Source organism: Dokdonia sp. 4H-3-7-5, assembly GCF_000212355.1.
GTDB lineage: Bacteria > Bacteroidota > Bacteroidia > Flavobacteriales > Flavobacteriaceae > Dokdonia.
On sequence record NC_015496.1, the window covers coordinates 2,978,868 to 3,003,931 of the forward strand.

The 25,064-nt window shown below is 35.8% G+C and carries 18 protein-coding genes and 1 riboswitch; of the genes, 5 read left to right on the forward strand and 13 right to left on the reverse strand.

The features are described 5' to 3' along the window. Positions 1 to 18: 18 nt before the first annotated feature. Positions 19 to 912, forward strand: coding sequence for a DUF6268 family outer membrane beta-barrel protein (locus KRODI_RS13275; protein WP_013752130.1), 894 nt, complete (start codon positions 19 to 21; stop codon positions 910 to 912). A 165-nt stretch (positions 913 to 1,077) separates the two neighbouring features. Here KRODI_RS13275 and moeB read toward each other — a convergent pair whose 3' ends face one another. The 9 genes from moeB to KRODI_RS13320 form a co-directional block, all read right to left on the reverse strand. Further along, the gene (gene moeB / locus KRODI_RS13280) at positions 1,078 to 2,169 is read right to left on the reverse strand and encodes a HesA/MoeB/ThiF family protein (protein WP_013752131.1); all 1,092 of its coding nucleotides are present in this window, start codon (positions 2,167 to 2,169) and stop codon (positions 1,078 to 1,080) included. 1 nt (position 2,170) lies between these two features. Continuing rightward, on the reverse strand, positions 2,171 to 3,289 hold the full coding sequence (gene thiH, locus KRODI_RS13285) for a 2-iminoacetate synthase ThiH (RefSeq protein WP_013752132.1): 1,119 nt from the start codon (positions 3,287 to 3,289) through the stop codon (positions 2,171 to 2,173). Between the two features lie 11 nt (positions 3,290 to 3,300). Continuing rightward, entirely contained in the window at positions 3,301 to 4,071 is a 771-nt protein-coding gene (locus tag KRODI_RS13290; protein ID WP_013752133.1) for a thiazole synthase, read from the reverse strand. Beyond that, on the reverse strand, positions 4,068 to 4,715 hold the full coding sequence (gene thiE, locus KRODI_RS13295; protein ID WP_013752134.1) for a thiamine phosphate synthase: 648 nt from the start codon (positions 4,713 to 4,715) through the stop codon (positions 4,068 to 4,070). Before thiE ends, KRODI_RS13290 begins: the two co-directional genes overlap by 4 nt. Then, the gene (locus tag KRODI_RS13300; protein WP_013752135.1) at positions 4,715 to 5,488 is read right to left on the reverse strand and encodes a hydroxymethylpyrimidine/phosphomethylpyrimidine kinase; all 774 of its coding nucleotides are present in this window, start codon (positions 5,486 to 5,488) and stop codon (positions 4,715 to 4,717) included. Before KRODI_RS13300 ends, thiE begins: the two co-directional genes overlap by 1 nt. A 385-nt stretch (positions 5,489 to 5,873) precedes the next feature. Next, positions 5,874 to 6,461, reverse strand: coding sequence for a thiamine phosphate synthase (locus KRODI_RS13305; RefSeq protein WP_013752136.1), 588 nt, complete (start codon positions 6,459 to 6,461; stop codon positions 5,874 to 5,876). Positions 6,462 to 6,568: 107 nt separating this feature from the next. Next, positions 6,569 to 8,428: a phosphomethylpyrimidine synthase ThiC gene (gene thiC, locus KRODI_RS13310; RefSeq protein WP_013752137.1), complete on the reverse strand. Its 1,860-nt coding sequence runs from the start codon at positions 8,426 to 8,428 to the stop codon at positions 6,569 to 6,571. A gap of 55 nt (positions 8,429 to 8,483) precedes the next feature. Continuing rightward, positions 8,484 to 8,687: a sulfur carrier protein ThiS gene (gene thiS, locus KRODI_RS13315; RefSeq protein ID WP_013752138.1), complete on the reverse strand. Its 204-nt coding sequence runs from the start codon at positions 8,685 to 8,687 to the stop codon at positions 8,484 to 8,486. Between the two features lie 93 nt (positions 8,688 to 8,780). After that, a riboswitch (TPP riboswitch) is annotated at positions 8,781 to 8,875 on the reverse strand. 149 nt (positions 8,876 to 9,024) lie between these two features. Next, a complete protein-coding gene (locus KRODI_RS13320) occupies positions 9,025 to 10,497 on the reverse strand; it encodes a sensor histidine kinase (RefSeq protein WP_013752139.1) in 1,473 nt (490 codons plus the stop codon). Between the two features lie 461 nt (positions 10,498 to 10,958). Here KRODI_RS13320 and KRODI_RS13325 point away from each other — a divergent pair, with 461 nt between their 5' ends. From KRODI_RS13325 to KRODI_RS13335, 3 genes are all read left to right on the forward strand, one after another. Next, positions 10,959 to 13,106 carry a response regulator gene (locus tag KRODI_RS13325; protein WP_158307014.1) on the forward strand — a complete coding sequence of 716 codons (2,148 nt, stop codon included), beginning with the start codon at positions 10,959 to 10,961 and terminating at the stop codon, positions 13,104 to 13,106. Between the two features lie 460 nt (positions 13,107 to 13,566). Beyond that, positions 13,567 to 17,862 (forward strand): hypothetical protein, encoded by a 4,296-nt coding sequence (locus tag KRODI_RS13330; protein ID WP_013752141.1) that lies wholly within the window; start codon positions 13,567 to 13,569, stop codon positions 17,860 to 17,862. 224 nt (positions 17,863 to 18,086) lie between these two features. Then, a complete protein-coding gene (locus KRODI_RS13335) occupies positions 18,087 to 18,725 on the forward strand; it encodes a hypothetical protein (protein WP_013752142.1) in 639 nt (212 codons plus the stop codon). 569 nt (positions 18,726 to 19,294) lie between these two features. Here KRODI_RS13335 and KRODI_RS13340 read toward each other — a convergent pair. Both KRODI_RS13340 and KRODI_RS13345 read right to left on the reverse strand, forming a co-directional pair. Next, entirely contained in the window at positions 19,295 to 20,950 is a 1,656-nt protein-coding gene (locus KRODI_RS13340; protein ID WP_013752143.1) for a tetratricopeptide repeat protein, read from the reverse strand. 176 nt (positions 20,951 to 21,126) lie between these two features. Next, positions 21,127 to 21,684 (reverse strand): DUF4251 domain-containing protein, encoded by a 558-nt coding sequence (locus KRODI_RS13345; RefSeq protein ID WP_013752144.1) that lies wholly within the window; start codon positions 21,682 to 21,684, stop codon positions 21,127 to 21,129. A gap of 116 nt (positions 21,685 to 21,800) precedes the next feature. On the opposite strand from KRODI_RS13345, the gene KRODI_RS13350 reads away from it, so the two are divergent. Then, on the forward strand, positions 21,801 to 23,015 hold the full coding sequence (locus KRODI_RS13350) for a multidrug effflux MFS transporter (protein ID WP_013752145.1): 1,215 nt from the start codon (positions 21,801 to 21,803) through the stop codon (positions 23,013 to 23,015). A gap of 50 nt (positions 23,016 to 23,065) precedes the next feature. On the opposite strand, the gene KRODI_RS13355 is transcribed toward KRODI_RS13350, so the two are convergent. Both KRODI_RS13355 and KRODI_RS13360 read right to left on the reverse strand, forming a co-directional pair. After that, positions 23,066 to 23,509, reverse strand: coding sequence for a nucleoside deaminase (locus KRODI_RS13355; protein WP_013752146.1), 444 nt, complete (start codon positions 23,507 to 23,509; stop codon positions 23,066 to 23,068). Between the two features lies 1 nt (position 23,510). Next, the gene (locus KRODI_RS13360) at positions 23,511 to 24,908 is read right to left on the reverse strand and encodes an NAD-dependent succinate-semialdehyde dehydrogenase (protein ID WP_013752147.1); all 1,398 of its coding nucleotides are present in this window, start codon (positions 24,906 to 24,908) and stop codon (positions 23,511 to 23,513) included. Between the last annotated feature and the right edge of the window lie 156 nt (positions 24,909 to 25,064).

Genomic DNA, 25,064 nt, shown 5'->3' on the forward strand with positions numbered 1-25,064 from the left:
TTATTTAAAATCACCTCTATGCAAAAATTATTACTCTTTTGTGTTATCATCCTCGTTAGCACTTCGCTTTATAGTCAAGACTACTTAGATGTTTTAAAAGTAACGTATAATGGGGCTACATTAGGCAATGTAGATACAGAAGTAGAAACAGAGGTTGATAATACTTTTGTAGAATTTTACTTCCCGCTTCCTGTTACAAGTGATATTTCTATCATAGGAGGATTTACTTATGAGAATACACGATTAGGATTAAATTTTTCACCCTCGAGAACTAATCTTATTATGACCCGACTTAACTTAGGTATTAAGTATGATCATGGTAATAAGTGGAGTGGTACTTATGTCGCTTTGCCTAAGTTGGCGTCAGATTTTAATCAAGGTGCTGGTGATAATTTTCAAATGGGCGGACTCGCATTATTAGAGAAGCGTTATTCTTCTAAATATTCGTTTAAGTTTGGTGCTTATGTATCATCAGAAAATTTCGGGACAACAATCACTCCACTCATAGGATTATGGTATAAGTCAAAAGATAAAAAGTTTACTATAAACGCAACTTTACCAATACGTACAGACGTAAATTATGCGATTACAGATAACTTTAGCTTAGGAGCTAATCTAGTGACTTCTATCAAATCTTATAATCTTAGTGCTACAGAATCAAGACTCTATGTGCAAGAGGAGTCTATTCGTTTTTCACTTTTTGGAGCCTATGCTTTTTTAGACAATACTCTAGTTGCTCGAGCAAAAATAGGTTTAGATACTACAGATTATGGTCTTTATCGTCAAGGGGATAAGGTAGGTGCACAATTGCTTACTTTCCAATTGGGAGGCGACGATCGTGATAGGCTAAATAATGAATTTGACAGTAGCGTATTTTATGGAATAGATTTTATTTACAGACTAGGACTTTAGAGAAGTTCATTCTTTATATCAATAATAAAAAGTCCATTCTTAGAATGGACTTTTTTAATTTATTAAAGAGAAGCAATCAAAAAATTACTGCTCGCCAGCTACAACTTATAAGCGACTGACTTTAACTTTTGAAAGATTATTTAAAGAGTGTAATAGAGATCTACACTAAAATGATAGATGTACTAAGAAAATTAATAACATTTGGAAAAAGCTTCCCTTCAAATATAAAAGCCTGCACTGAAAATCTTCTTCTTGCAATAATTTGATAGCTTTTTTACTACGTACACCAGCTTTACAATACACAACCAGGTCTTTAGTTTGTAAGACTTCTTGTATTCTACTCTGTAGCTCGCCTAAAGGAATATGTTGGCCTCCAATATGATGTACTGCTCTTTCATTACCTTCCCTAACGTCTAGGAGATTATATTTATCTGGATGTTTATAAATCTCATCTATTGTAATTCCCATATTATCAATAAGAAGCTCACATTGTAACTCGTACTTATCTTCAAGAAGACTGACTATGATACTGGTATCCTTATCAAATACCAAAATCATTTGTTCCATGCTTAACATATTATAGGTGAGCAGTTTGCCGGAAAGAACATCACCTATTCCACAGATGATTTTTAATACTTCATTGGCTTGTAAAGATCCTATTATACCTGCTAGTGCGCCTAGAACTCCCGCTTCAGAGCAATTAGGCATTTCATTTTGTTTAGGTGGTGTTGGATATAAACATCTGTAAGTAGGACCATTTTTATAATTATATACGGCCAGCTGACCTTCAAATTTATAAATAGAACCCAGCACGACAGGTTTATTTTTTAATACAGCAGCATCATTTACTAAATATCGAGTAGCAAAATTATCAGAACCATCCACAATAATATCATAGTTTGCAAAGAGCTCTAGCGCATTATCTCTAGTAAGACGCATTGGGTATGTTTCAAATTTAATATAAGGATTGAGTTTTTCTAAGCGCCTTGTAGCTGATATCGCTTTGTTACTCCCAATATCATCATGAGTATATAAAATTTGACGTTGTAAATTGGATTGTTCAACAATATCGTTGTCTATAATACCAATGCTACCAACACCCGCAGCAGTAAGGTATTGTAACACTGGGCAACCTAAGCCACCTGCACCTATGACTAAAACGCTTGCTTTTTTGATTTGTAATTGACCTTCTAATCCTATTTCGTCTAGAATGAGGTGTCTGCTATATTGTTGTTTTTCGGCGGTGGTTAGTTCCATGCTAAGCAATTTCAAAATAACTTTTATCCCAATCTTTCCAAACTGCTTGGTACCCTTGAGATTCAATCATTTGTTTAATTTCTTCCGTATCTCTTTCGTCTGAGATTTCAAATTGTTCTAAAGATTGTGGATCTACCACATATCCTCCAGGGTTTGTCTTAGATTGCGCACTTATAGATGTAATCCCTAGACTTATGATGTTATTTCGGAAGCGTTCACTTTCTCTAGTAGACATAGATAACTCCACATCTTCATCTAGTAATCTATATGCACAAATAAGCTGTACCAGATCTGCATCTGTCATTTCAACCTTAGGTTGTACTTCTCCTTGATGTGGTCTAAGTCTAGGGAAGGAGATGGAATACTTAGTTTTCCAGTAGGTTTTTTGTAAATATTTTAAATGTAAGGCTGTATAAAAACTATCTACACGCCAGTCTTCAAGACCAAACAATGCACCAATACCTATTTTATGTACTTCTGCTTTGCCAAGCCTATCTGGTGTATCGAGACGATAGTCAAAGTTTGATTTTTTACCTTTCGGGTGATGCGTTTTGTATGTTGCTTTATTATAGGTTTCTTGATATACTAACACAGCATACAATCCAGCATCAATGAGCTGTTCATATTCCTCTTGATCTAGTGGCTGCACTTCTATGCTAATGTTTGAAAAATGTGCTCTTATGAGCTCAATAGCGTTCTTTAGATAAGAAATACCTACCGTTTTGTTTGCTTCTCCTGTAACTAGTAAAATGTGATCATATCCTTTAGATTTTAAAAATGCAACCTCTTTTAGAATCTCTTCATCTTTGAGTGTTCTACGAGGGATTTTATTAGTCATACTAAACCCACAGTACGTACATATATTCTGGCACTCATTAGACAGATACATCGGTATATACATCTGGATGATGTTACCAAAACGCTTCTTAGTAAGTGAATGACTGCGTTGTGCCATTTCTTCTAGAAAACCCTTTCCAGCAGGAGATATAAGTGCTTTAAAATCCTCTAAATCGATCTTTTCCTTATCAAGAGCATGCCGTACATCTTGTGCTGTGTAGCTATAGATTTCTTTTTCTACAGTATCCCAATCATAGGTATCAAAAGTGCTTTTAAAAGACATAACTGGTTGTTTTAATTAAGAAAAGAAGTGAGCGGGCTGCTAGCTTCTGCATATGTTTTTATTGGAGCTAGTTTTGCATTGTATGCTATGCGACCAGCCTGTACTGCCATTTTAAATGCTTTTGCCATAGCTACAGGATTTTTAGACACTGCGATGGCCGTGTTCACTAAGACAGCATCAGCTCCTAACTCCATGGCATAAGCCGCATGCGACGGACTACCAATACCGGCATCTACAATTACTGGCACATTACTTTGCTCAATGATAATTTCTAGAAAGTCTACCGTTTTTATTCCTTTATTAGTGCCTATGGGTGCTCCTAAAGGCATCACACATTGTGCGCCCACATCTTCCAGCCTTTTACATAACACAGGATCTGCATGTATATATGGCATCACCACAAAACCTAACTTTACAAGCTCTTTGGCAGCTTTGAGAGTTTCTATAGGGTCAGGTAAAAGGTATTTGGGATCGGGATGAATTTCTAGTTTTATCCAATTAGTTTCTAGTGCTTCACGAGCTAGCTGGGCTGCAAATACTGCTTCTGTTGCAGTTCTTACTCCAGAGGTGTTAGGTAGTATATTCACATGAGGACACATAATGCTTTGCAGCATAGTATCCTCTTCATTGGCAACATCTACACGCTTTAGAGCAACGGTTATTAGTTCGCTCTCAGATGCTATCAAAGCCTCTCTCATTAAATGATCTGCGCTAAATTTTCCAGTTCCAGTAAATAATCGTGAGCTGAATTCCTTGTCTGCTATTTTTAAAATATCGTTCATATATTATTCAATGTATGATGTTGTTCTTTATTAAATGATGCTCCTAGTGATTTCTGGAAGGCTTCTATTTTTGTAAAATCATGGGTAATTTCTCCAGATACAGCGATTCCATGAATACCTGTTTCTAGTAGATCTGTTACGTCATCTACGGTGATTCCTCCAATTGCGATAATGGGAGTTTTAGTTTTTAATGTCTCTGTAATTAGGTGATAGCCATTATAACCTAAAACCGGACTTAAATTCTTTTTGGTAGTTGTAAATCGTAAGGGACCAAGACCTATATAATCCACTCCTTTGTCTCTTAATGATAGACAGTCTTCTAGCGTATTTGCTGTGCCACCTATAATTTGCCAAGAGTATAAATGCGCTCTAGCGACAGTAGGGCAGGAGTCGGTTTTTCCTAAGTGCACACCATCTGCTTTTACTTCTTTTGCTACTTCATAATGATCATTGATGATGAGTTTTGTATCATATTGTGCGGTTATTGTTCGCGCTTCTCTTGCTATAATTAGTACCTGATCTAGAGGAACATTCTTTAAGCGGAGTTGTACCAGTGTTGCACCATGAGAACATGCTTTCTGTAAGTTATCAAGATGCGCTTCTGGCGTATTACCCTGAGAGATATAATGTAGTTTTGGTATCATTACGACTTAATTTTCATTGGAGGGTAACTGTGTTGTCCCAGTGAGTTATCGGTTGAATTTAAGAAGGCTTCTGTATAGTATTTTGCGTTTATCGAGGCTTCTTCTATCCCTTGCTGCAATAAAATATTACTCGCAAGCGCAGCCGAAAGCACACAACCGCTTCCATGTTTTTGTAACACCTTTTCTACCTTAGGAGTAATGTTTTTTACAGCGGTTTTACTGTGGTAAAGCACGTCCCAGCCTGTTTTATCCTTTCTATGTCCGCCTTTTAAGTGAATGTTTGTGAACCTACTTATGTGTGATATTGTTTTTTCAACACTGAGGTCTGGATACAGTAGTTGGATCTCATCATAATTAGGAGTAATCACATAACATTGTGACCATATTTTATTCAAAATATCTTGATGCTCGAGGCTATGAAAATCAAAACCAGCGCTCGCCTTTATGATGGGATCTACAATGACTTTTATCTCAGGATTAAGCATATGTAACCTATCCAAAACAAGAGAGAGCACTTCCCATGATTGAATAATACCAATCTTCACTACGGAGATTTTAAACCGTTCAAAAAGCGTTTCTATTTGAGAAATAATCACAGCTTTGTCAATCCACACGCATTCTTTAAAATCGATGTCATTTTGAACCGTAACTGCGGTGCACACTGATAAACCGTATAGCCGGTGCGCTTCAAAGGTTTTAATATCTGAAGTGATTCCTGCGCCGCTTGATGGGTCTAGGCCTGCAATGGTTAGTATGTAGTTGTTCGTTTTCAATATTATTTTACTGGTTTTATTTGGGCGTTCCTTGTTTTCTTTTGCTTTTTATGTGGGCGTTCCCTTTCAGGTCAGGCTTTCGCTACTCGCTTTTTATGAATGAAATATTCATAAAAGAGCTCAGACATGCCACTCAATCCTTAACGTGAACTGTTTTATTGTTTGTACCTGTTCTCTAAATGTGACGTTCTTGCCTTTAAATTATCAACTGACTCTGCTATTCTTTTTTTAAACTGTATTTGGGCGTTCCCTTTCAGGTCAGGCTTTCACTACTCGCTTTTTTATGAATGAAATATTCATAAAAAGAGCTCAAACATATAGCCTGCGGTGAGCGCAGTCGAACCGCTCAATCCTTAACGCCAATTATTCATTGATTTGAAATATGTTATCCAAATACTGCTTTTATTTTTTTAAAACTCTGCAACGGATTCTCTGCTTTCCAAATACTTCCCAACACAGCGATTCCATTATATCCTAGTTCATTGACTTGTGCTACATTTTCTGGACAAATACCGCCTAGGGCTATGATTGTTTTATCACTATTATTTACATCAAAGCCACGGCCTTTATAGCCTTCCTTTGAAATGGAATCAAACACAGGACTCAAAAAGTGATAGTCAAATTCAAAATAGCAATCTTCTAGATTTTGCAAATCATGAAAGGAAGAGCTTATCGTTTTTCCGAACATGTTTAATCCTTTAAAATACTTACCAGGATTATTTATGTGATCCATGCGATGTTGTTCCTTAAAATGGATTCCTTTGAGATTGAATTCGTTGATTATCATATGATGATCGTGCACTACAATCTTGTCATGAAATGCAGTATCTATCTGCTGTATATAGGCGCAATATTCCTCATAACTTTTATGTGGCTTTCGTAAATGATAACATGCTAATCCTTGTTTAAATAACTGAGGCAGTATTTCAACTTCATTAGAGATATTATTTTCTGGTGATAGTACGATGATCATGTTTTTGAGTTAAGGATTGTAATGAAAATCCTTTTGCCTTTTTCTGGCAAAAGATTGTAAAGGAAAGCCTGCCCACGCTTTTGCAGCGTGGGAACTCCCACATCTTTTTACAGATATACTTCGGAACCTTTGGCTTTAAATTCTTTAGATTTTTCTTCCATACCTTTTTGAATGACCTCGTTATCAACTATGTCATTTACAGCAGCAAAATCTCTTACTTCTTGAGAAATTTTCATGGAGCAGAATTTTGGTCCGCACATGGAGCAGAAGTGAGCCACTTTTGCTCCTGCAGCTGGTAAGGTTTCATCGTGATACTCACGAGCGCGCTCTGGATCGAGACCAAGATTGAACTGGTCTTCCCAGCGAAATTCAAAACGTGCCATACTCAGCGCATTATCTCGATGTTGTGAACCAGGGTGACCTTTGGCCAGATCTGCAGCATGAGCAGCAAGTTTATAAGTAACTACACCAACACGCACGTCTTCCTTGTTAGGTAATCCAAGGTGTTCTTTTGGAGTAACGTAGCATAACATCGCACAACCGTACCAGCCTATCATAGCGGCACCAATTCCAGAGGTAATATGGTCATATCCAGGCGCAATATCTGTTGTAAGCGGCCCTAAAGTGTAAAATGGAGCTTCATCGCAAAGTTCGATTTGCTTCTCCATATTTTCCTTAATCATGTGCATAGGCACGTGACCAGGACCTTCTATAAAACACTGCACATCATGCTTACGAGCGATTTTTGTAAGTTCGCCTAGTGTTTCTAGCTCAGCAAATTGTGCCTCATCATTTGCGTCTGCTACAGATCCTGGACGCAAACCGTCACCTAATGAAAAGGCGACATCGTATTGTTTTAAAATCTCACAGATATCTTCAAAATGTGTATACAAAAAGCTTTCTTTATGATGTGCAAGACACCACTTTGCCATGATAGATCCGCCACGAGAGACGATACCCGTCACACGATTTGCGGTCATAGGCACATAACGTAATAACACACCAGCGTGTATGGTAAAATAATCTACGCCTTGCTCTGCTTGCTCAATTAAGGTGTCCTTAAAAATCTCCCACGTTAGATCTTCGGCAACGCCATTTACTTTTTCTAACGCTTGGTAAATAGGAACTGTTCCCACGGGAACAGGGGAGTTACGTATGATCCACTCGCGTGTTTCATGTATGTTTTCTCCAGTAGATAAATCCATGATATTATCTGCTCCCCAGCGGCATGCCCATACTGCTTTTTCTACTTCTTCCTCAATGGACGAGGTAACTGCAGAGTTTCCAATATTTGCATTGATCTTTACCAAGAAATTACGTCCTAAAATCATAGGCTCTGCTTCTGGGTGGTTAATGTTTGATGGAATTACGGCACGACCTCTTGCAACTTCTGAGCGTACAAATTCTGGCGTGATCTTATCAGGAATAGACGCACCAAAATGTTCTCCTTTATGTTGCTTTCTAATCTCCGTCATCTCATCGATACGCTGATTTTCGCGAATAGCGATATACTCCATTTCTGGAGTGATAATTCCTTGTTTTGCATAATGGAGCTGCGTAACATTTTCACCTTTTTTTGCACGCAAAGGTTTCTTTAAAAGCTTAAAACGCATGTGATCTAGACTCTTATCATTAAGACGCTCATTGCAATAGGTAGAGGAGTAGCTGTCTAATTGTTCTACATTATTGCGCTCCAAAATCCACGACTCACGTATGCGCTCTATACCGCTATGGATATCGATTTCCTTGTTTGGATCTGTATATGGTCCAGAAGTATCATACACCGTTACTGGCTCGTTAGGTGTTTTCTTTTTGGTCATGGAATCCACGGTATCACTAAGCGCAATCTCGCGCATAGCCACTTTAATCTGTGGGTGAATCTTACCGTTTACGTAGATTTTTTTTGAATTAGGAAATGGATTTCGGGTAATGCCGCCTTGCTTAGGCGCAGTGTCTCTATTTTTCATCTTTCTGGATTAATTAATGATGTTTTTCTACTCTTGAAGTGCCTAGAAGTAGCTATTATCCACCTTGTGTGGCTTTAATAATAAGCACAGCATCTCCATCATCAGGAATGGTAGAAACCCAATGTGATCTGGTAATAATGCGCTCATTAATAGCCACAGCAATCCCACTAACCGAAATATCGAGTTGGGTAAGAATCTGATCTAGTGTGACCTGTGCTGGAAATTGATACGAGGTTTGATTGACCTTTATGTTTATCATGTTTAATACAATTATGAAGCATTTGCTTCGGTTATATAAACGATAAAGAAATGAGAAGGATAGAATTAAAAATAGAGGGAATATGCAAGCACTGCAATACCTCTAACTTTTCCCTACGTTGGTATTAACCAAATCAGGTTCTAAGGATTTTTCTCAAACTAATTTAATAGCTACTCCTAAAGTTTAGACTTTAAAAGTAGTAATTATTCTCAACTAGACGAGAGAAAATGTAAAAAAATATAATGTTATGTTTTGGTTGGTAGGTTTTTATAAGGATATAGGAAACAATCTGCTTATTAATAAGTTACTTGATAAACTCTTATAGACACAGCGTAAATCAGCTATTATTCACCGCAAAACGCATTACAAATTGAGTGCCTTCATTGGGTGTACTCGTACAGAAAAGTTCGCCTCCATTCATTTCAACAAAGTCTTTTGAAATGAGTAGCCCAAAGCCAGTTCCTTGTTCTCCCTTAGTACCTAATGTGGTCTTTGGTATGCAATCTTTAACAAGATTTTTGTGCCAATTAGTTTTCATTCCCACACCAAAATCTTGTACGCCTATTTCAATACCCTCAAGCCCTTTCATACTTGATAATATGACATTTTGATTCTTTGTACTGAATTTTATGGCGTTTGAAATCAAATTACGTAATACCACTTTAAACATATTTTCATCAATAAATAGGGTAGGGGTTTCAATTTCAAATAATAGCTTTATGTCCTTTTCTTTTGCTGGGCGTTGAAATTGCTTTGCCATAGTATTAAATATTTCTTCAATATCGCAGTGCTTTTTATTGAGTTTAATTCCTTCTAGCTGATTATATGACCAGTCTAATAAGGCGCTTACCATGGCAATTCTCTCATCCAACTCATTTTTAAGACTTTGTGAGATTTCTTTTAATTCATTGTCCTCTATTTGGTTTTCAAGTAGATTGACCAGTAAAGAAATATTATGCAGCGGTCCTCTAACGTCATGTGTAAGCAAAGAAAACAGCTTGTTTTTAAGAGAATTGACAGATTCAAGTTCGCGATTTTTACTCTCTACATCTTGCTTTGCAATTTGTAGATCTTTCGTCTGCTTGTCTACTTCTAGAGCAAGCATTTTATTAGTTTCTACCTGCGTCCTCATGTTAGACTTTTCTATAAACTTAAACTTATAACTAACGAGAATAGAAAATAAAATAAGTTGGAGTGTAATAAGTAATGATGTAATGAATACGATAAACTCCCTATCAACATCATAGTTTTCCTTTAAAAACCATGCACTTATATAGATGACTGAGGAGAGCAGCATCGGGGAATATGCATACAAATAGTATTTATTAAAACGCTCTTCATTAAATAAACGAATCCCAGAAAAAATATTCAAAAGTACAGATAGCAAAGCAGTAATCGCTGCAGACATTACGAGCGAACTATGTAACCAAGGAATATGGATAGTTAGAATATTAAGAACAAAAAGAATTGGGATTAAAACTGTGCTATATTTTAAAAAAGTATAACTACGCGATATTTTAGGATGATTGCCGCGATGAATATTTAAATAATTGGTTGTAAACAATAAAAATCCAAAGGTGGTAGTCATTGCAGAGATAAGCGATCCATTTTTTTGAATAACCTCAGGAAGAAATCCTTCTGGAAAAAGTGACCAACTCCAATGTAGTGTGAGTCCAAAAAGAATGATACAATAGTGACACAGAATTTTGTGCCTTAAAATTAAATAAGAAACAAAGTGATAAACTCCGAAAACACCAAAGATGGCGGTAAATGAGGAAACTATTAAAAAATTAATATCAAAACTATTCATATGGGGCGGTGGTTAGTTAAGAATATAATACAAGTACAATAATTAAGAATACTTGATTTTCATCTAGATTCTTAATTACGTTTCTAAGGCTCAAAACTTATATAAAATGTAATTACAATTAGGGGTTATAATAACTTAAATATGAAGTAGTTGTCTCTGTAATATAGTAAAAAAAACAATTCCTTTGAAAATTGTCTACTTAAAATTTACAGTAAACAATTCTGAATTACAGAAAATTTAGTTGGTGAATTCTAAAAAATATACCGACTCTATATAACGTATATTTCTCTTAACAATACTAAAAACAGCTTACACATAACTACTGAATAGTAGATTTAAGCGTCTATAACTAAAGAAGTAACAATTATTTATTTTGTGTGCATTTTATCGTAATAATTTCTTTTCCAGTGACTTTTAAATTATTCTTTGCTATCTTACTAGTGCCCCAAAAGTTATTTAAGTTGAAAAACAAGCTACTTTTAGTCCTACTTGTATATTGCTATTGCGTGCCTATTGTATCTCAAAATAGCGCTAGTGGCGATATTGATAGCGTGAGTATTTTAATTTCCTCTTCTAAGGAGGAAAACCTAAACGGGAATTATAAGGATGGATTAAAATTTGCAACATCAGCCGTGCAATATGCAAATCAAGGTAAGGATAAAACCTTACAGGCAAAGGCTTATGTGAGTCTGGCAAATACCTATCAAGCTATAAAAGATTTCGCTTCCGCGAAAAAGTACTATAACCTCGCACTCCGTAAAAAAACAGATGATTACTTCGTAAACGTAGCTTCACTCAACGGTCTCGGTAATATATACTCAATGGATATAACCACTGCAGACGAGGCTGCTGCTTATTTTGAAAAGTCTATCGTATACACACTAGAGGCAGGCAAAAATGAGCATTCCTTTTATACCTATTACAATATAGCGGGCATGTACCTTAATTTTAAAGATCCAGATAAAGCATATCCTTACATTCTAGAAGCCGATACGTTGTTGCCTCTCATTGACAAAAAAGACCCAATCTACGGGCTTTTACAACAGTTGAACTTTGCTATTTATCACAACCAAAAAGAAGATCATAGACTCGCGCTCACCTTTATCAATAACGCACTAGAGATAGGAGAGGAGCATAGCCTCATCAGAGGACTCATAGATATTTATGATTTTAAAAGTGAGATACACCAAGAGCTAGGAGAATATGACGCGGCTCTGGAAAGCCTTAGAAAACATTTCTATTATAAAGACTTAGATTTTAATGAGATAAAAAATCTCCAAATAGAACAAGTTGAAGCAGATTTTAAAGTAAAAGAGTTCCAACAAAAAGCCGAATCGTCTCAATTAAAATCTAACGCTATCTTTATAGGAGGTATTAGTGCGCTGCTATTTTTAAGTACCGCCTTTTTAATCTTTTATAATCACAAAAGGCGGTTGTCATTCTTAGCACTAGAAAAAAATAATAAAGCCCTATTACAAGCAAAAAATGAAGCAGAACACGCCCATAAATTAAAATCTGAGCTATTAGTTAATATTAGTCACGACTTAAGAACACCCTTATATGGAGTGGTAGGTATAACGGAGATGCTTATAGAAAATCCTTCCATTATTAAGACAAATAAAGGTCTTTTAAATGCTTTAAAATTCTCTGGAGATCATTTAAAATCGGTGGTAAATAATATATTGAAGATTAATGAAGTAGAGTCTAACAACATTACGATTAAGCGTACAAAGGTTCATTTAGGCAACCTCTTAGAGAATATTACTACCTCCTTACATTATCTAGCAAACGAGCAACAAACGGAACTAAAACTAGCTATTGCAGATGAGATTTCTAGCTACTACATCTTAGATGAAACTAATCTCACAGAGGTTCTTTTAAAACTCATTGATAATGCGCTTAAAAACACAAAAAATGGTACTGTAACGCTCTGTGTAAATTTAGCTGAAAGAGAAAAAGGTAAGGATCACATCGCTTTTAAAGTCTCAGACACAGGAACAGGTATCTCAAAAGAAAATCTAGCAGTCATTTTTGATAGTTTTAAACAAGCTAACACAGAAGAAAACACCTCATACGGTATTGGTCTTGGATTGCCTATCGTTAAGTCCTTAATGAAGGTTATGGACAGTAAATTATCTGTCACCAGTGAAGTAGGAGTAGGATCGCAATTCTCGTTTATCCTAGCATGCGAAGTTGCAGATAAGCTTGATGAGCAACCGATGGTTTCTGAAACTAAAAGCCTACACATACTAGTCGTTGAGGACAATAAAATCAACCAACTAGTAACTCAAAAACTAATAAGCACGCTAGGTCACAAGTGTACCGTTGCTGTAAATGGAAAGGAAGCTATAAAAGAATACCACAACACCCATTTTGATCTCATCTTAATGGATCTCAATATGCCCGTGATGAACGGCTTTGAAGCCTCAGAAGTGATTTCTGCAGAAGATGGTGATATACCCATCATAGCATTAACAGCTCTAGAAATAAGCGAGGTAAAAGAGCGATGCCACAATGTGGGCATACGTGATATTATCAATAAGCCTATCAACAAAGAAGCGCTTGAGGCTATCATACAGGAGAATATACACTGTACAGATACTATCTAGACTTAAAAAAATGCACAACCTCCCGCATAGAATCCACATTTCCTCTCCGTTAAGGAATCAACATCTATTTTAAGGTAATAAAAACTGTAAGTGAGCAGTAATACGCCTTAGACTTTTATGTGGGTAGTTAATCGCTTTTGTGGAGGGTATATTACAGAAGGGAATAACTGAGTTATAGCTAGAAGTGGTTTTTAGGGGAAATGTTGGGCTTTGGGAGAAAAGATTGTTGGTTTACGGTTTCTCGTAAAGGTTGTTGGTGATAGAGGTTTATTTTTGGGGATCTGGATGACACACTCTTTACAGCGTTGGCTAGAGTAATGTGAAGGAAAAGTGTGTGAAGTGGAATTCCGAGGCTAATTAATATTGTAAGATTTAGAATTTTAAAAAGAGTTTGTTTGAATCACTGAGTAATTTGATAAGCTATAATAATTACTATAATTTTATATATTAAAATCAGTGTATGAGTAGTTTAATTAATTGGGAGGACCTTAAACCATATAGAAGTGATCAAAAAAAGAGTTTTGAAGAACTCTGTTATCAAATCACATATGAAAGATATCAAGGTGAAGGAGTTTTATCATCTATTGATGACAGTGGTGGTGGTGATGGCGTTGAGTTTTATATTGAATTTCCAAACGGAGATATATGGGGCTGGCAATGCAAGTTTTTTGGACGATTCGACGAAGGTGGTGGTAAAGAACAGATAAAAAAGTCTCTTAAAAAAGCAGGCGAAGTTCACGGAAGTAATCTAAAAAAGTGGATTTTATGCTCTAAACTTTCTCTTACTCCGAATGAAAGGAATTGGTTTTATAATAAGTTAGATAAAACCAAAAGAAATGGGGAACAAGTTTTACCTGACCTACACTCTATTACATTAGATCATTGGGGTGAGAGTGAGATATTAAATTTCTTGAGGATTTATCCAGACATACATAAATACTTCTTTTCTGAGAAAATGCTTGATCTCGATTGGTTCAAGAAAAAATTTGAACTCATTTTAACCTCTAGTGTTATAAAAGCAAAATACCTCAATGGTCTACACATAGAAGGTCAGGCCGATACATCAATTGCTCGTGTTATGTGTGATGAACGTTTGATTACACTAATAAAAGAGCACGCTGCTGAATTAGATATAGAAGGATTTGCCGTCGAGTTTTCTACTAGAATCAAAGCGATTGAAAACAATGAGAATGCGATTGGTTTTATGGATGATTATGAAACTGTGAAAAAATACGTTTTGTCTAGAGGTATTCCAGAGATCATAGATAGAGGTAATCAGCTCATTAATAAATCAATCGAACTTATTGAAAAAGAAGAATTCACAGAACTCGATTCATTGATTGGCAATATAAAGTCCTATGTGGGAGAGTTAGATAAATTATACAGTGAGTATTCTGGATATAAACTTATCGAGAAAATACCAAATATCCATTGGAATACTGAAGAAGTTGAAGAAAATGAGGATGTCAAAAACAAGATTAAAAAATGTAGAGAAACGATCCTCGGTCCATATTTTACGCTTAGAAATTATGTCGATTCCTACCAAGGGATTTTCTATTACTTTGAATTTATAAAATTAAATGAACTACATATAACTGGGAAAGCATCTAAAGGAAAAACCCATCTTGCCGTAAACACTGTTGAGTATCAAATTAACAAAAATAAACCTGCAATATTTTTATTTGGCAAAGATTTTAAAAGTGATATGCCATTTCGCGAGCAACTTAGAACTCTATTAGACATTCCTAGTAATTGGAGTGTTAGTGATTTGCTAGGGGCACTAAATATCTCAGGACGAATTCATAAAACAAAAGTAATTCTATTGATTGATGGACTTAACGAGGCTTATCATTGGAAAAAAATATGGTCAAATGATTTAGAGGCATTTATCAATGAAATAAATCAAAATTATCCACACATTTTATTTATTACTACTTATCGCAGTTCATACGAAAAGGCGATTTTTCCTGAGAATTATTTCAAATACGGTGAAGGAAACTATAAGAAAAAAGCACGAGTAGATGGTTTTGAAAATTTTAATCTGGATGAAGCTATAGATAAATATTTCAAATATTATAAGATAACTCTAGAAAATAGATCTGGAGCATTAAATTCTTTTAGAGAACCTCTTTATTTAAAGATATTTTGCGAAGCCAAACAAGGTCAAAAGGTTTCATTTCAAAATGAAGATTTATTTGATGTTTTTGATCAATACATTAAAAAATCTAATGATAGTGTATTGGCAAAACTTGAGAGAGAACCAAGGTTCAATAGGACATTTTTGTTTGACAAACTAAGTATAATTTCAAATAAATTATGGAATTATGGAGCAAGAGATATTGACTTAACTGAGGTGGTACCTTCAGCCCTTTCTGAGGATGAATTAATCGCTTTAGAAAGAGAGGATTTATTAATCTTTAGAGATTTTGGCGAATCTGAAGTCGTAACATTTACTTATGATCTTTTAAGTGGATATTTTATTGCAAAATCAATACTAAATGGAATTACAAGCGTAGATGACTGTAGTAGTTTTATTTCAAGCTCAAAATTTTATGATGAATTATTAGTGCAAGGCTCGCTACATCCACTTTACAGTGACATATTAAGATGTTTCTGCGTATTAGCTATTAAGAAATTTGGATTAAAGTTCTACAAACCTTCATTTCATAATAGATTAACAACAAATATTGTAAAAGCCCTTTTTGAAGTGAGTACTAACATCGTTGTTGAAATTAGAACAGATTCAATAAGATTCATATCAGATGTATTTACAAAAATAACGAATAGGTCTTTATTATTTAATTTATTTTCTAACACTGAATTTGATAATAATCATCCGCTAAATATGAATCTATTATCAGATTTATTATTAGAACTACCTATGGCTGAAAGAGACTTAACTTGGACTGAATACATTAGAAAAGAATATCTAGGGTTACGAGGATATGGTTTTAAAAAACTTATTCAAAATTTTGAGGAAGTAACTATCAAGGAAGAAAATCACTCCGAGCGACTGCATTTAGCATCAAAAAAAATTATGTGGTTTCTCACTTCGACTAATAAAGATATGCGTGATTTTTCCACCAAAGCACTTTACTATTATGGAAAAAAGTACATAAATAAATTTTTTGAGCTCGTTATATTTTCATTAAAAATAAACGACCCTTATGTTTCAGAGAGAATGTTAGCCAGCCTTTATGGGATTGTAATCGCTCTTTTCGAATGTAAACTTTTATCAAAAGGTGATAAAGAAGATCTGAAGAATATCGGGCTAAAGATGTATGAATTAATATTTCAAATGGAAGCAGAATGTAGTACTACGCACATTTTAACAAGAGAATATGCAAGACGTATAATTGACATTGCTTATAAACATTGCCCGAATTTACTCTCAAAAGATCAATATGCACTTTCTCAGCCTCCTTATTCATTTGGTGGAATAAGAGATTGGGGGGAATATGATTATGGCGAAAGAGATTATCATTACGAATCGCCCTTAAGGATGGATTTTAGCAATTATACCTTGGGAAGAATTGTGCCGAACGGACATTCATACTCCAACCCACCTGAAAAACAAAAAGTAAGAAGACAATTATACTGGAGAATTTATGAGTTAGGTTGGAATTTTGAGGCTTTTGGGGAGGTAGAAAAAAGACTTGGCGATGATAATTATCTATATCCACGAGATGAACAACCTACAATAGATCGTTACGGAAAAAAATATTCTTGGATAGCTTATTTCGAGATATACGGTTTTAGAGAGGATAATGATTTAGTTAAAGAAGAATATCCTAATTTTAGACCATCTGGAGCCGACATTGATCCCACATTTCCTGTGCTTCCAGAAAATAAGTTATACTTCGAAGATGACTTATTGGGAGATAGGCATCTACCATTAATTGATTGGTACAAGATAAAAAATATACCGTCGATGTCAGATTACCTTAATGTGAAAAATCTGGATGAAGATAATTTAGATTGGATTTGCGTAGGGGGAATGGTTTCGCAGATTGAGGAAGAATCAAATAGAAAAACCTTTGTTGTATTACAGGCTTATATAGTAGCAAATGAAGACTATGATGACTTTTTATGTTTTCTTAAAGACAAGGATGCAGTTTATGGTAATTCAAATCAATTATCTGAAAATTATTATACCTATGCTGGAGAAATGAATACATTGATGGACTCTACTTATGACAATTACCGTGATATATATTTTAAAATAAAAAGAAGAAAGAGGAAAGTAAAAAAAGGAGAAGAAGGTTATTATCCAAAGGTTGTATTTAATAAAGGAAGTATTTCTATGGAGTCTCCTGATGAAATAGAAATTGAAGAAAGAATTAATAAAGAGTTCAAAGTCCTTAGCCCTGTATCAGGATATAATTGGGAATCATATCATAGTAAAACAAATCAAGCTGGGCATCAAAGCGTACTCTCCAAAGAATTATCATTTCACTTAAATTTATTCCCAAAACCGCAGACATTTGATTTATTTGATGATAAAGGACAACTTGCGTACAAGAAATATCATTTCCACGAAAATTACAATTCACACCAAAATTTTGAATACCTGAGAAAAGATTTATTACAAAAATACTTGGAAGACACAAATCAAAATATTGTTTGGAAAATTTGGGGTGAAAAACAGACTTATTTTGAAAATCATAATGAGTCAATAAATTTTTACAAAAAACACAGAGTAGATGGATATCAGAAATTCAAATCAATACTTTCAGAAGAACAAGTTTTAGGATGATTTGTTTGTGAACAAGTTTAATATTACACATAAAAATTAATTTTAGGTTGATATTTTTTTGATGGCCTCAGAAACTTTGGTAATAAAATAGGGGAGTAGAATGTTAAGCCCTTTATAGTGTTAGTCGAAGATACTCTAGATTAATCCTAATGCTATATAGCTGATTTTTTGTCGTTTCTTAAATTGTTCTTTATATTATATTCCTCTTTTTTCAAGCTAGTTATATGAATAAATACACCCTAATTTTTTTCTTATTTTTCTGCCAATTTTCATTTTGTCAAACATTTGTGGATGATGTTGAAAAAGTAGAAAATGTTGTTATCACTTATAAAGTTGACAACATCGGTAAACGATATGATGTCAAAATAGATAGTAATTTAACGACCTATCACAACGTAGGTTGGCAAAAAGGCTGTCTAGAACATTTTATGAATGGCGAGCTCAAATATCCAATGAGAATGCTAAATGAAGAATGGAGATCAGTATATTATTTCGTAAATCCTAAATACAAAACAAGTTCCCTTAGAAAAGAAGATTTGCAAAAATGTGGGCAATTTAAGAAAGGTGAATTTAAATATATGGCCGCAGCATATAATCAGACACGTATACTCAGAAGAAGAAAACGACAAATTGAAAAGAGTGGCTACAAAGGTGAACGCCAAGTATACAATATAGATTGGACAGATGAAAATATATATGTTTTAACAACTCTCAAACTACCGTTACATAAAGACAAGGAAAAAATAGGGAATGTTATTAATGTAGAAATTATAGAAATATTAGATGACAATTCTTACTTATATCGTTCATCTTCGTCACAAAGTGATAAGTTAATATTTGGAGTTATTAAAAAAGTAAAATAGAAGGATTGAATAGTTAGATATTGTTATGTCAAATAGAATCTTAATCTAAAGTTGAATTAGCAACCCACAAGAATCGCTCAAACAAAATCATCCCGCATATTTTCCCATATAAGCGAATTATAACCAAAAGAATTACCAAGCATTTTGCAGCTGTAATAATTGATCAGTCTGAAAAAGAGCTCTTTCAAAAAAATATTCTCCCAGGTTTTTATTTTAGTTATAAGATTCCGTGAATCTCTTAAAGTCCACTATAGCAATAAGTACGTAAAAGGGCTGTTACATAAATGCTGACGATATAGACCTAAAGGCGCTATATCTGCATTTATGTAAAATAGAACCGAAAAGGTTCTATTCGCCATTTAACTTATATATCAATTTGTACTATAATTTATATTATGTCAAATAGAATATTTAATTACACAACACAATAGTTCTTTACTTCACTTGTATACCCTCTTTAAATTAAAATCGCTCTAATTTTCATTAGAGCGATTCATTTCACTTTGAGTTATTAAGTTATCCGTGCTGCATATTATTTTCGCGAAAGCGTACCACTCATTATAACTAATCTATAGTTTCTGTAATACCGCAAGTTTTTTCTTTACCGTAGATACGAGTTGATTTGTAGGATGTTGTATTATAAACTTTGTATAATTTGCAATTGCTTTATCAGTTTGTTGCATTTCTTCTTGTGCGCTTGCTAGACTGTATAATGCTCCTGTAGACGCTGGATACATTTCGGCCACCAGTTCTAGAATAAACAATCCGCCTTCTTTATTACCACCTGAAAATAGTCTGTAGCCAGCTGTACCAAATTCATCTTCAAAATCATAGTATTTATATCTTGTATCTTTTGCCACTTCTATACCTACAGATTTTACCTCTGCAAATTTACCTGCGGTAAATAACTCCGTGAGATAATCCATTGGGTTTAAAATAGCTCCGGTCTCGTTGTAATTGAGCGCTACGTCAAGTACAGGATCTTGATTTGTAAAATACTCCTCAGATGTCATCGCTACAGCTAGATGTGGTATGGTCCAGTCTTTATTATCCCATTGAGATCTATCTTGCCACCAGGCAAATGAGAGATATGCGTTGAGTCCTGAGTTAGGTAAAGTAACGCGTTTAGTATCTCCATAAAAGTTTATATTTTCGGCAGTGGGCTCTCCTACTATAATCGCCTCTGTGTACTGCTCTATCTCATTTGTAAGATTTTGACAAGCAGAAAAGGTGTTACGACCTATTATATAAAAAAAATTACCACGGCTATTTATCTCAGGTCTTGCCATAAGTCCTTTTATGAGGGGTTTATTGTTATAATTATTTCCACCACCATTGAGACGCACGTCATACACAAGCTTCTGTACGTCTGTCGTATCTATAAACTCAAAAAGACGTTTATAAAAATCGTGTAGCGTTTCTTCATCATCGTGGAAAACGGAGCTCTGACGCACATACAAGGTTTTTGTACCTGGTATCATTTCAAAATAATACAGCTTGTCGTTAAGATGTTTTAAATAAAAGGGAGTCGCATCTTGCGCTCTACCACTCTCCCACTGCTCACTAGGGATTGTAAAGCCATAATCTCTTGATAACTCTTCAAGCGGTATCGCATTAAGGGTATGGGTAAATTGTTTCCCCTCCTTTTCTAATGTGAGTGTAACTGCCGTGCTGTACTTAGGGATTACTCCTTGTGCGTGCAATACTGCTGGCACGGTGAGAAACCGCATCCCGTAGGCTTTTAGATATGATTCATTTTCAACGGGTACAACGGCACGTACTTTTTCTATAGCTTGTAATACTGCTACAGTTCCTATTTTAAGAACTTTGGCGCCTATAATGGCTGCATTTTCTTTAGTTGCCCCTTCTACAAATACTCCGTCTTCAAAATGATATAGATTTACAGGCAGCACTCCCTGTGATGCAACCGTACTAAAAGGTACTTGGGTGTGACCGTACTCAAAGAGTGACACCATACGACTTAACCCTACTTTTACCTCGTGCTCTTGCATCGTAGGGATTTTGTTATAAAATGCATCTGCGGCCGAATTCCATTTTTCGGCAGTGACTTTTTTAAATAAGAAGGGGTATTCCTTATGTACGGTTTCTTTTAGATAAGTTAGATCTTCTTGCCACTGTGCAGCGGTAAGAGGCTTCTGAGCAAAAGCGCTAGCACTGCATAGTAGTACTAAGAGTGTAAGGCTAAGTTGTTTAATGATGGTCATTGGTTCGTTTTTTGATTTATATAAGAGACCACAAATAACACACAATGTTACACCACCGCCACATGATATGCCCTGAACAGTCACAATTCACTCCCGAATTGTAATTCATTCATTACAAACTGTTTTACAGGTTTAAAAATGCATTTTTACGCTTTCGCGAAAGCGTTATTAAAACATTATTCAGCATCTAAATCCATAAATCCATCATAGCGAATGCTTGTGCGCTGCACGCTGTTTACAGAAATCTGTACTTTCTTGGTATTAAAAAATTCTATAAATACCTCATAGGTTTCAGCATCTTGAGATATAGAAAATGTTATTTCTGTACGATCTGTTTTTTTGTCTTTGGTAATTTCAAAGGATTTTGGAATTCCAGAAAATTCCACACCATTTGATGAGTTGTAGCCACCGCCCATCCTGCGCTCGCCATAATACGGTAAATAAGCGCTCACGCTATCATTATGTATTTTGAGAAAGTTACCGTTACCCAGTAAATTGATGCGGCTGCCGCTGTTACCAGCCCCTAGCCCATTATTTACTGCTAGTTGGTTGAGCACATTACTTGCCAGTGGGTATGCCCAGGTTGCTGTAATATCAATCTGGCGATTGTCTATTAATTCTTGCACACGGCTTGCGGTTGCGAGCTCCTGCTGCGTCATGGGTTGCTTAGTTTTACACGCGATTGCGAGTATAAGAAACGGGATGATGATGATGATGATGATGTATTTTTTCATAGGGTGCAATTTTATTAGATAGTTAGCAAAAACTATTCCTTTGTGGGATGTTAACACGATGTTAGATTTTACATAAAACGACCATCGCTCGTAAGGCATTCCCGTACTTTTGCCAAATGCAAAAAACGAAAGGATCACAAATAGAATTTATCGCACTTATGGCGGCTTTAATGTCTGTCACCGCACTATCTATTGATGCCCTACTTCCAGCACTTGATATTATAGGTGTTGCTATACAGACCAAAACTCCAGCCGATAATCAGCTACTCATAAGCATGATTTTCTTAGGTCTAGGCCTGGGACCACTCGTCTTTGGACCACTAGCCGATGCTAAAGGTAGAAAATCTTCTGTTTACTTTGGGTTTACCGTCTTTATAATCGCTTCATTTTTATGTATGTACACACGTAGTTTTGAAGTAATGATATTAGGAAGGATATTACAGGGAATCGGACTTTCGGCGCCGCGTACGATCTGTATTGCGATTATAAGAGACCTTTATGAGGGCGACTACATGGCGCGTATTATGTCTTTTGTCACAGTAGTTTTTTTACTTGTTCCTATAATCGCTCCCGCTATGGGTAAAGTGATTCTGGATACCTGGAACTGGCAAGCGATTTTCTTAGTACAGGTAATAATAAGCCTCTTTGTAATGCTGTGGTTCTGGAGGCGCCAAAAGGAAACACTCAAACCAGCAAATAGAATTCCGTTTTCTATGAAGCGTATCTCAAAGGGATTCCGCGAAACCATAAAATACAAGCGTACCATGGGATTCACGATTATACAAGGCTTTATTGTTGGTTCGTTTATTGTGTACATTAGTGCTAGTCAGCAAATTTTCCAAAATCAATATGGTCTCGTAGATGAGTTTCCTTACATTTTTGCCGGACTTGCCTCGGCTATAGGCGCTGCTATCTTACTTAATGCCAACTTTGTCGTGCGTTTTGGGATGGAAAAAATAGTCACCGGTTCACTCATAGGTTTCCTTGCCGTGTCCTTATTATATCTAATTCTGTTTAACAATATACTACATCCTCCAGTGTATGTGCTTATAGGGTTCTTTGCAATGCAGTTTTTCTGTATTGGTTTTATGTTTGGAAATCTTAGAGCGCTAGCGATGGAGCCTGTAGGCCACATTGCTGGTATAGGAGCGGCAATCACGGGTCTTATCTCTACACTCATGGCGGTGCCCATCAGTACATTTATAGGTCGTTTTATTGAGGAAACCACGCTCCCACTCTTCATTGGTTTTTCTTCGTGTGCTGCAATATCACTCTGTATTCTATTCTGGATAAAGAAAAAGGCTCCAAGAATAGTTGTCTTGAAGCCTTAATATCATTGTAGTGGTTTTTAGTACGCTTTCGCGAAAGCGTAACTCCATAATTACTCGTTCCAAACCGCAGCTGCCTCTTCTCCAAGAAACTGTTGCATGTTAAACTCTTGATCACGTGCCTCAATATCTCTAGCGTAAAACATATCGCTATAGATAAAGCCAGCATCTTTTGCCATCGCAGCAGAAGCTCCGTAATAGATATTCTCAAATCGAGCCCATCTCGCTGCGCCTAAACACATCATGCAGGGAACGCAACTCGTATACAAATCACAATCTGAAAGATCTTTTGTACCCAGTGCTTTACAAGCTAGTTGAATACAACGTAACTCTGCATGCTGCGTAGGGTCTTGCGAACCTCCCACGAGATTATGACAAGCCGCAATGACCTGCCCTGAACGAACAATGACGGCGCCAAAAGCGCCGCCACCGTCTGTATCTTTACCTTCACGAGCTAGCGCAATGGCTTGCTTCATAAAAGATGATTGATAACTCATATTATTCATTTTCTACTAATAATATAGACTTAGCATTAACAAATTCTTTCATCCCGAATCCTCCATGCTCTCTACCATATCCAGAGTCTTTTACTCCTCCAAAAGGCATCATAGGCTGTGCAAGTCCGTAAGAGTTAATGAAAATCATCCCAGTATCAAAGTGCTCTTGAGCAAGTTTGATTGCAGCTTTTTCATCTTTTGAGAAAATTCCTCCTCCTAGACCAAAACGGCTATCATTTGCAATGCGCATTGCATCTTCATTATCCTTAGCTTTAATTAAAGAAGCCACTGGGCCGAAGAGTTCGTCATCATAAGCTGGTTGTCCAGGCTGTACGTTACTTAGTACTGTAGATGGGTAATAATAACCGCTTCCATCTGGTATTTCTCCTCCAGTTTCAATTTTTGCTCCTTTATCTACACTTTCTTTTACTTGGTCGCTTAGCAACTCCTGTAAATCTTTACGAGCAATAGGTCCGAGTTGTGTTCCATCTTCATTAGGATCTCCCATGACCACATCTTTCATTCCTTGTACGAAGCCTTCCTTAAATGCATCATACACTTTATCTACTACGATAAAACGTTTTGCAGCAATACAAGTCTCACCATTGTTTATGATTCTACCTTGTACACAGGCTTTTACAGCTTCTTCTACATCTGCATCGTCAAGTACGATGTATGCATCGTTACTTCCCAGCTCTAACACTGTTTTCTTAATAGATGCTCCTGCAGTTTTTGCTATGATTTTTCCTCCAGCAGAACTTCCTGTAAATGTAACGCCGCGTACTTTATCATTGCTTATCACCTTATCAGACTGTGCGTGATCTATCACAAGTACTTTAAATAATCCTTCTGGAACACCAGCTTTCAAGAGCATCTCCTCTATTAGTAAAGCACTTCCTGTTACATTCTGAGCGTGCTTTAATAAAATTCCGTTACCCGCAAGTAAGTTTGCAATGGCAACTCTAAGTGGTTGGTATGTTGGAAAATTCCAAGGCTGGATACTATATATAACACCTTCAGGAGAATAGGTAATAATTCCTTTACCACCATCCATTAATGTTCTTTCTATTGGTTGTAGTTCTTTAGTTCCGTTTTCGGCAGTATATTGAGTGATGGCAATACAAAGGTCAATCTCACTTTTTCCTTGCTCAATGGTTTTACCCATCTCATCGGTCATTAGTTGTACAAGTTGATTTTTATAATTTTTAAGTTGCTCTCCTATATTCTTTATTACAGTGGCTCTATCGTCAAGCGATTGCATTTTCCAATCATTAAAAGCGTCGTGACATTTGTCTATCGCTTCTGTAACCTGATCATCTGTAAAATATGTATACTCCTTAATTGATTGTTCGGTATGAGGATTTATGGTTCTAAAGCCTCCTTTAATTTCTCTTTCCATTGGTAATGTTTTTTTTGTTGTTGTAAAATTACGGGGAGACTACATGCTGAGAATGCACTTTAATAGTATTTAAGAGTTGTCTTTAGAGAAGTTTAACGAGTAAGGTATCATCTCTATAATAGGAAAAAGCCACTACCTTATATGTGGTAGTGGCTC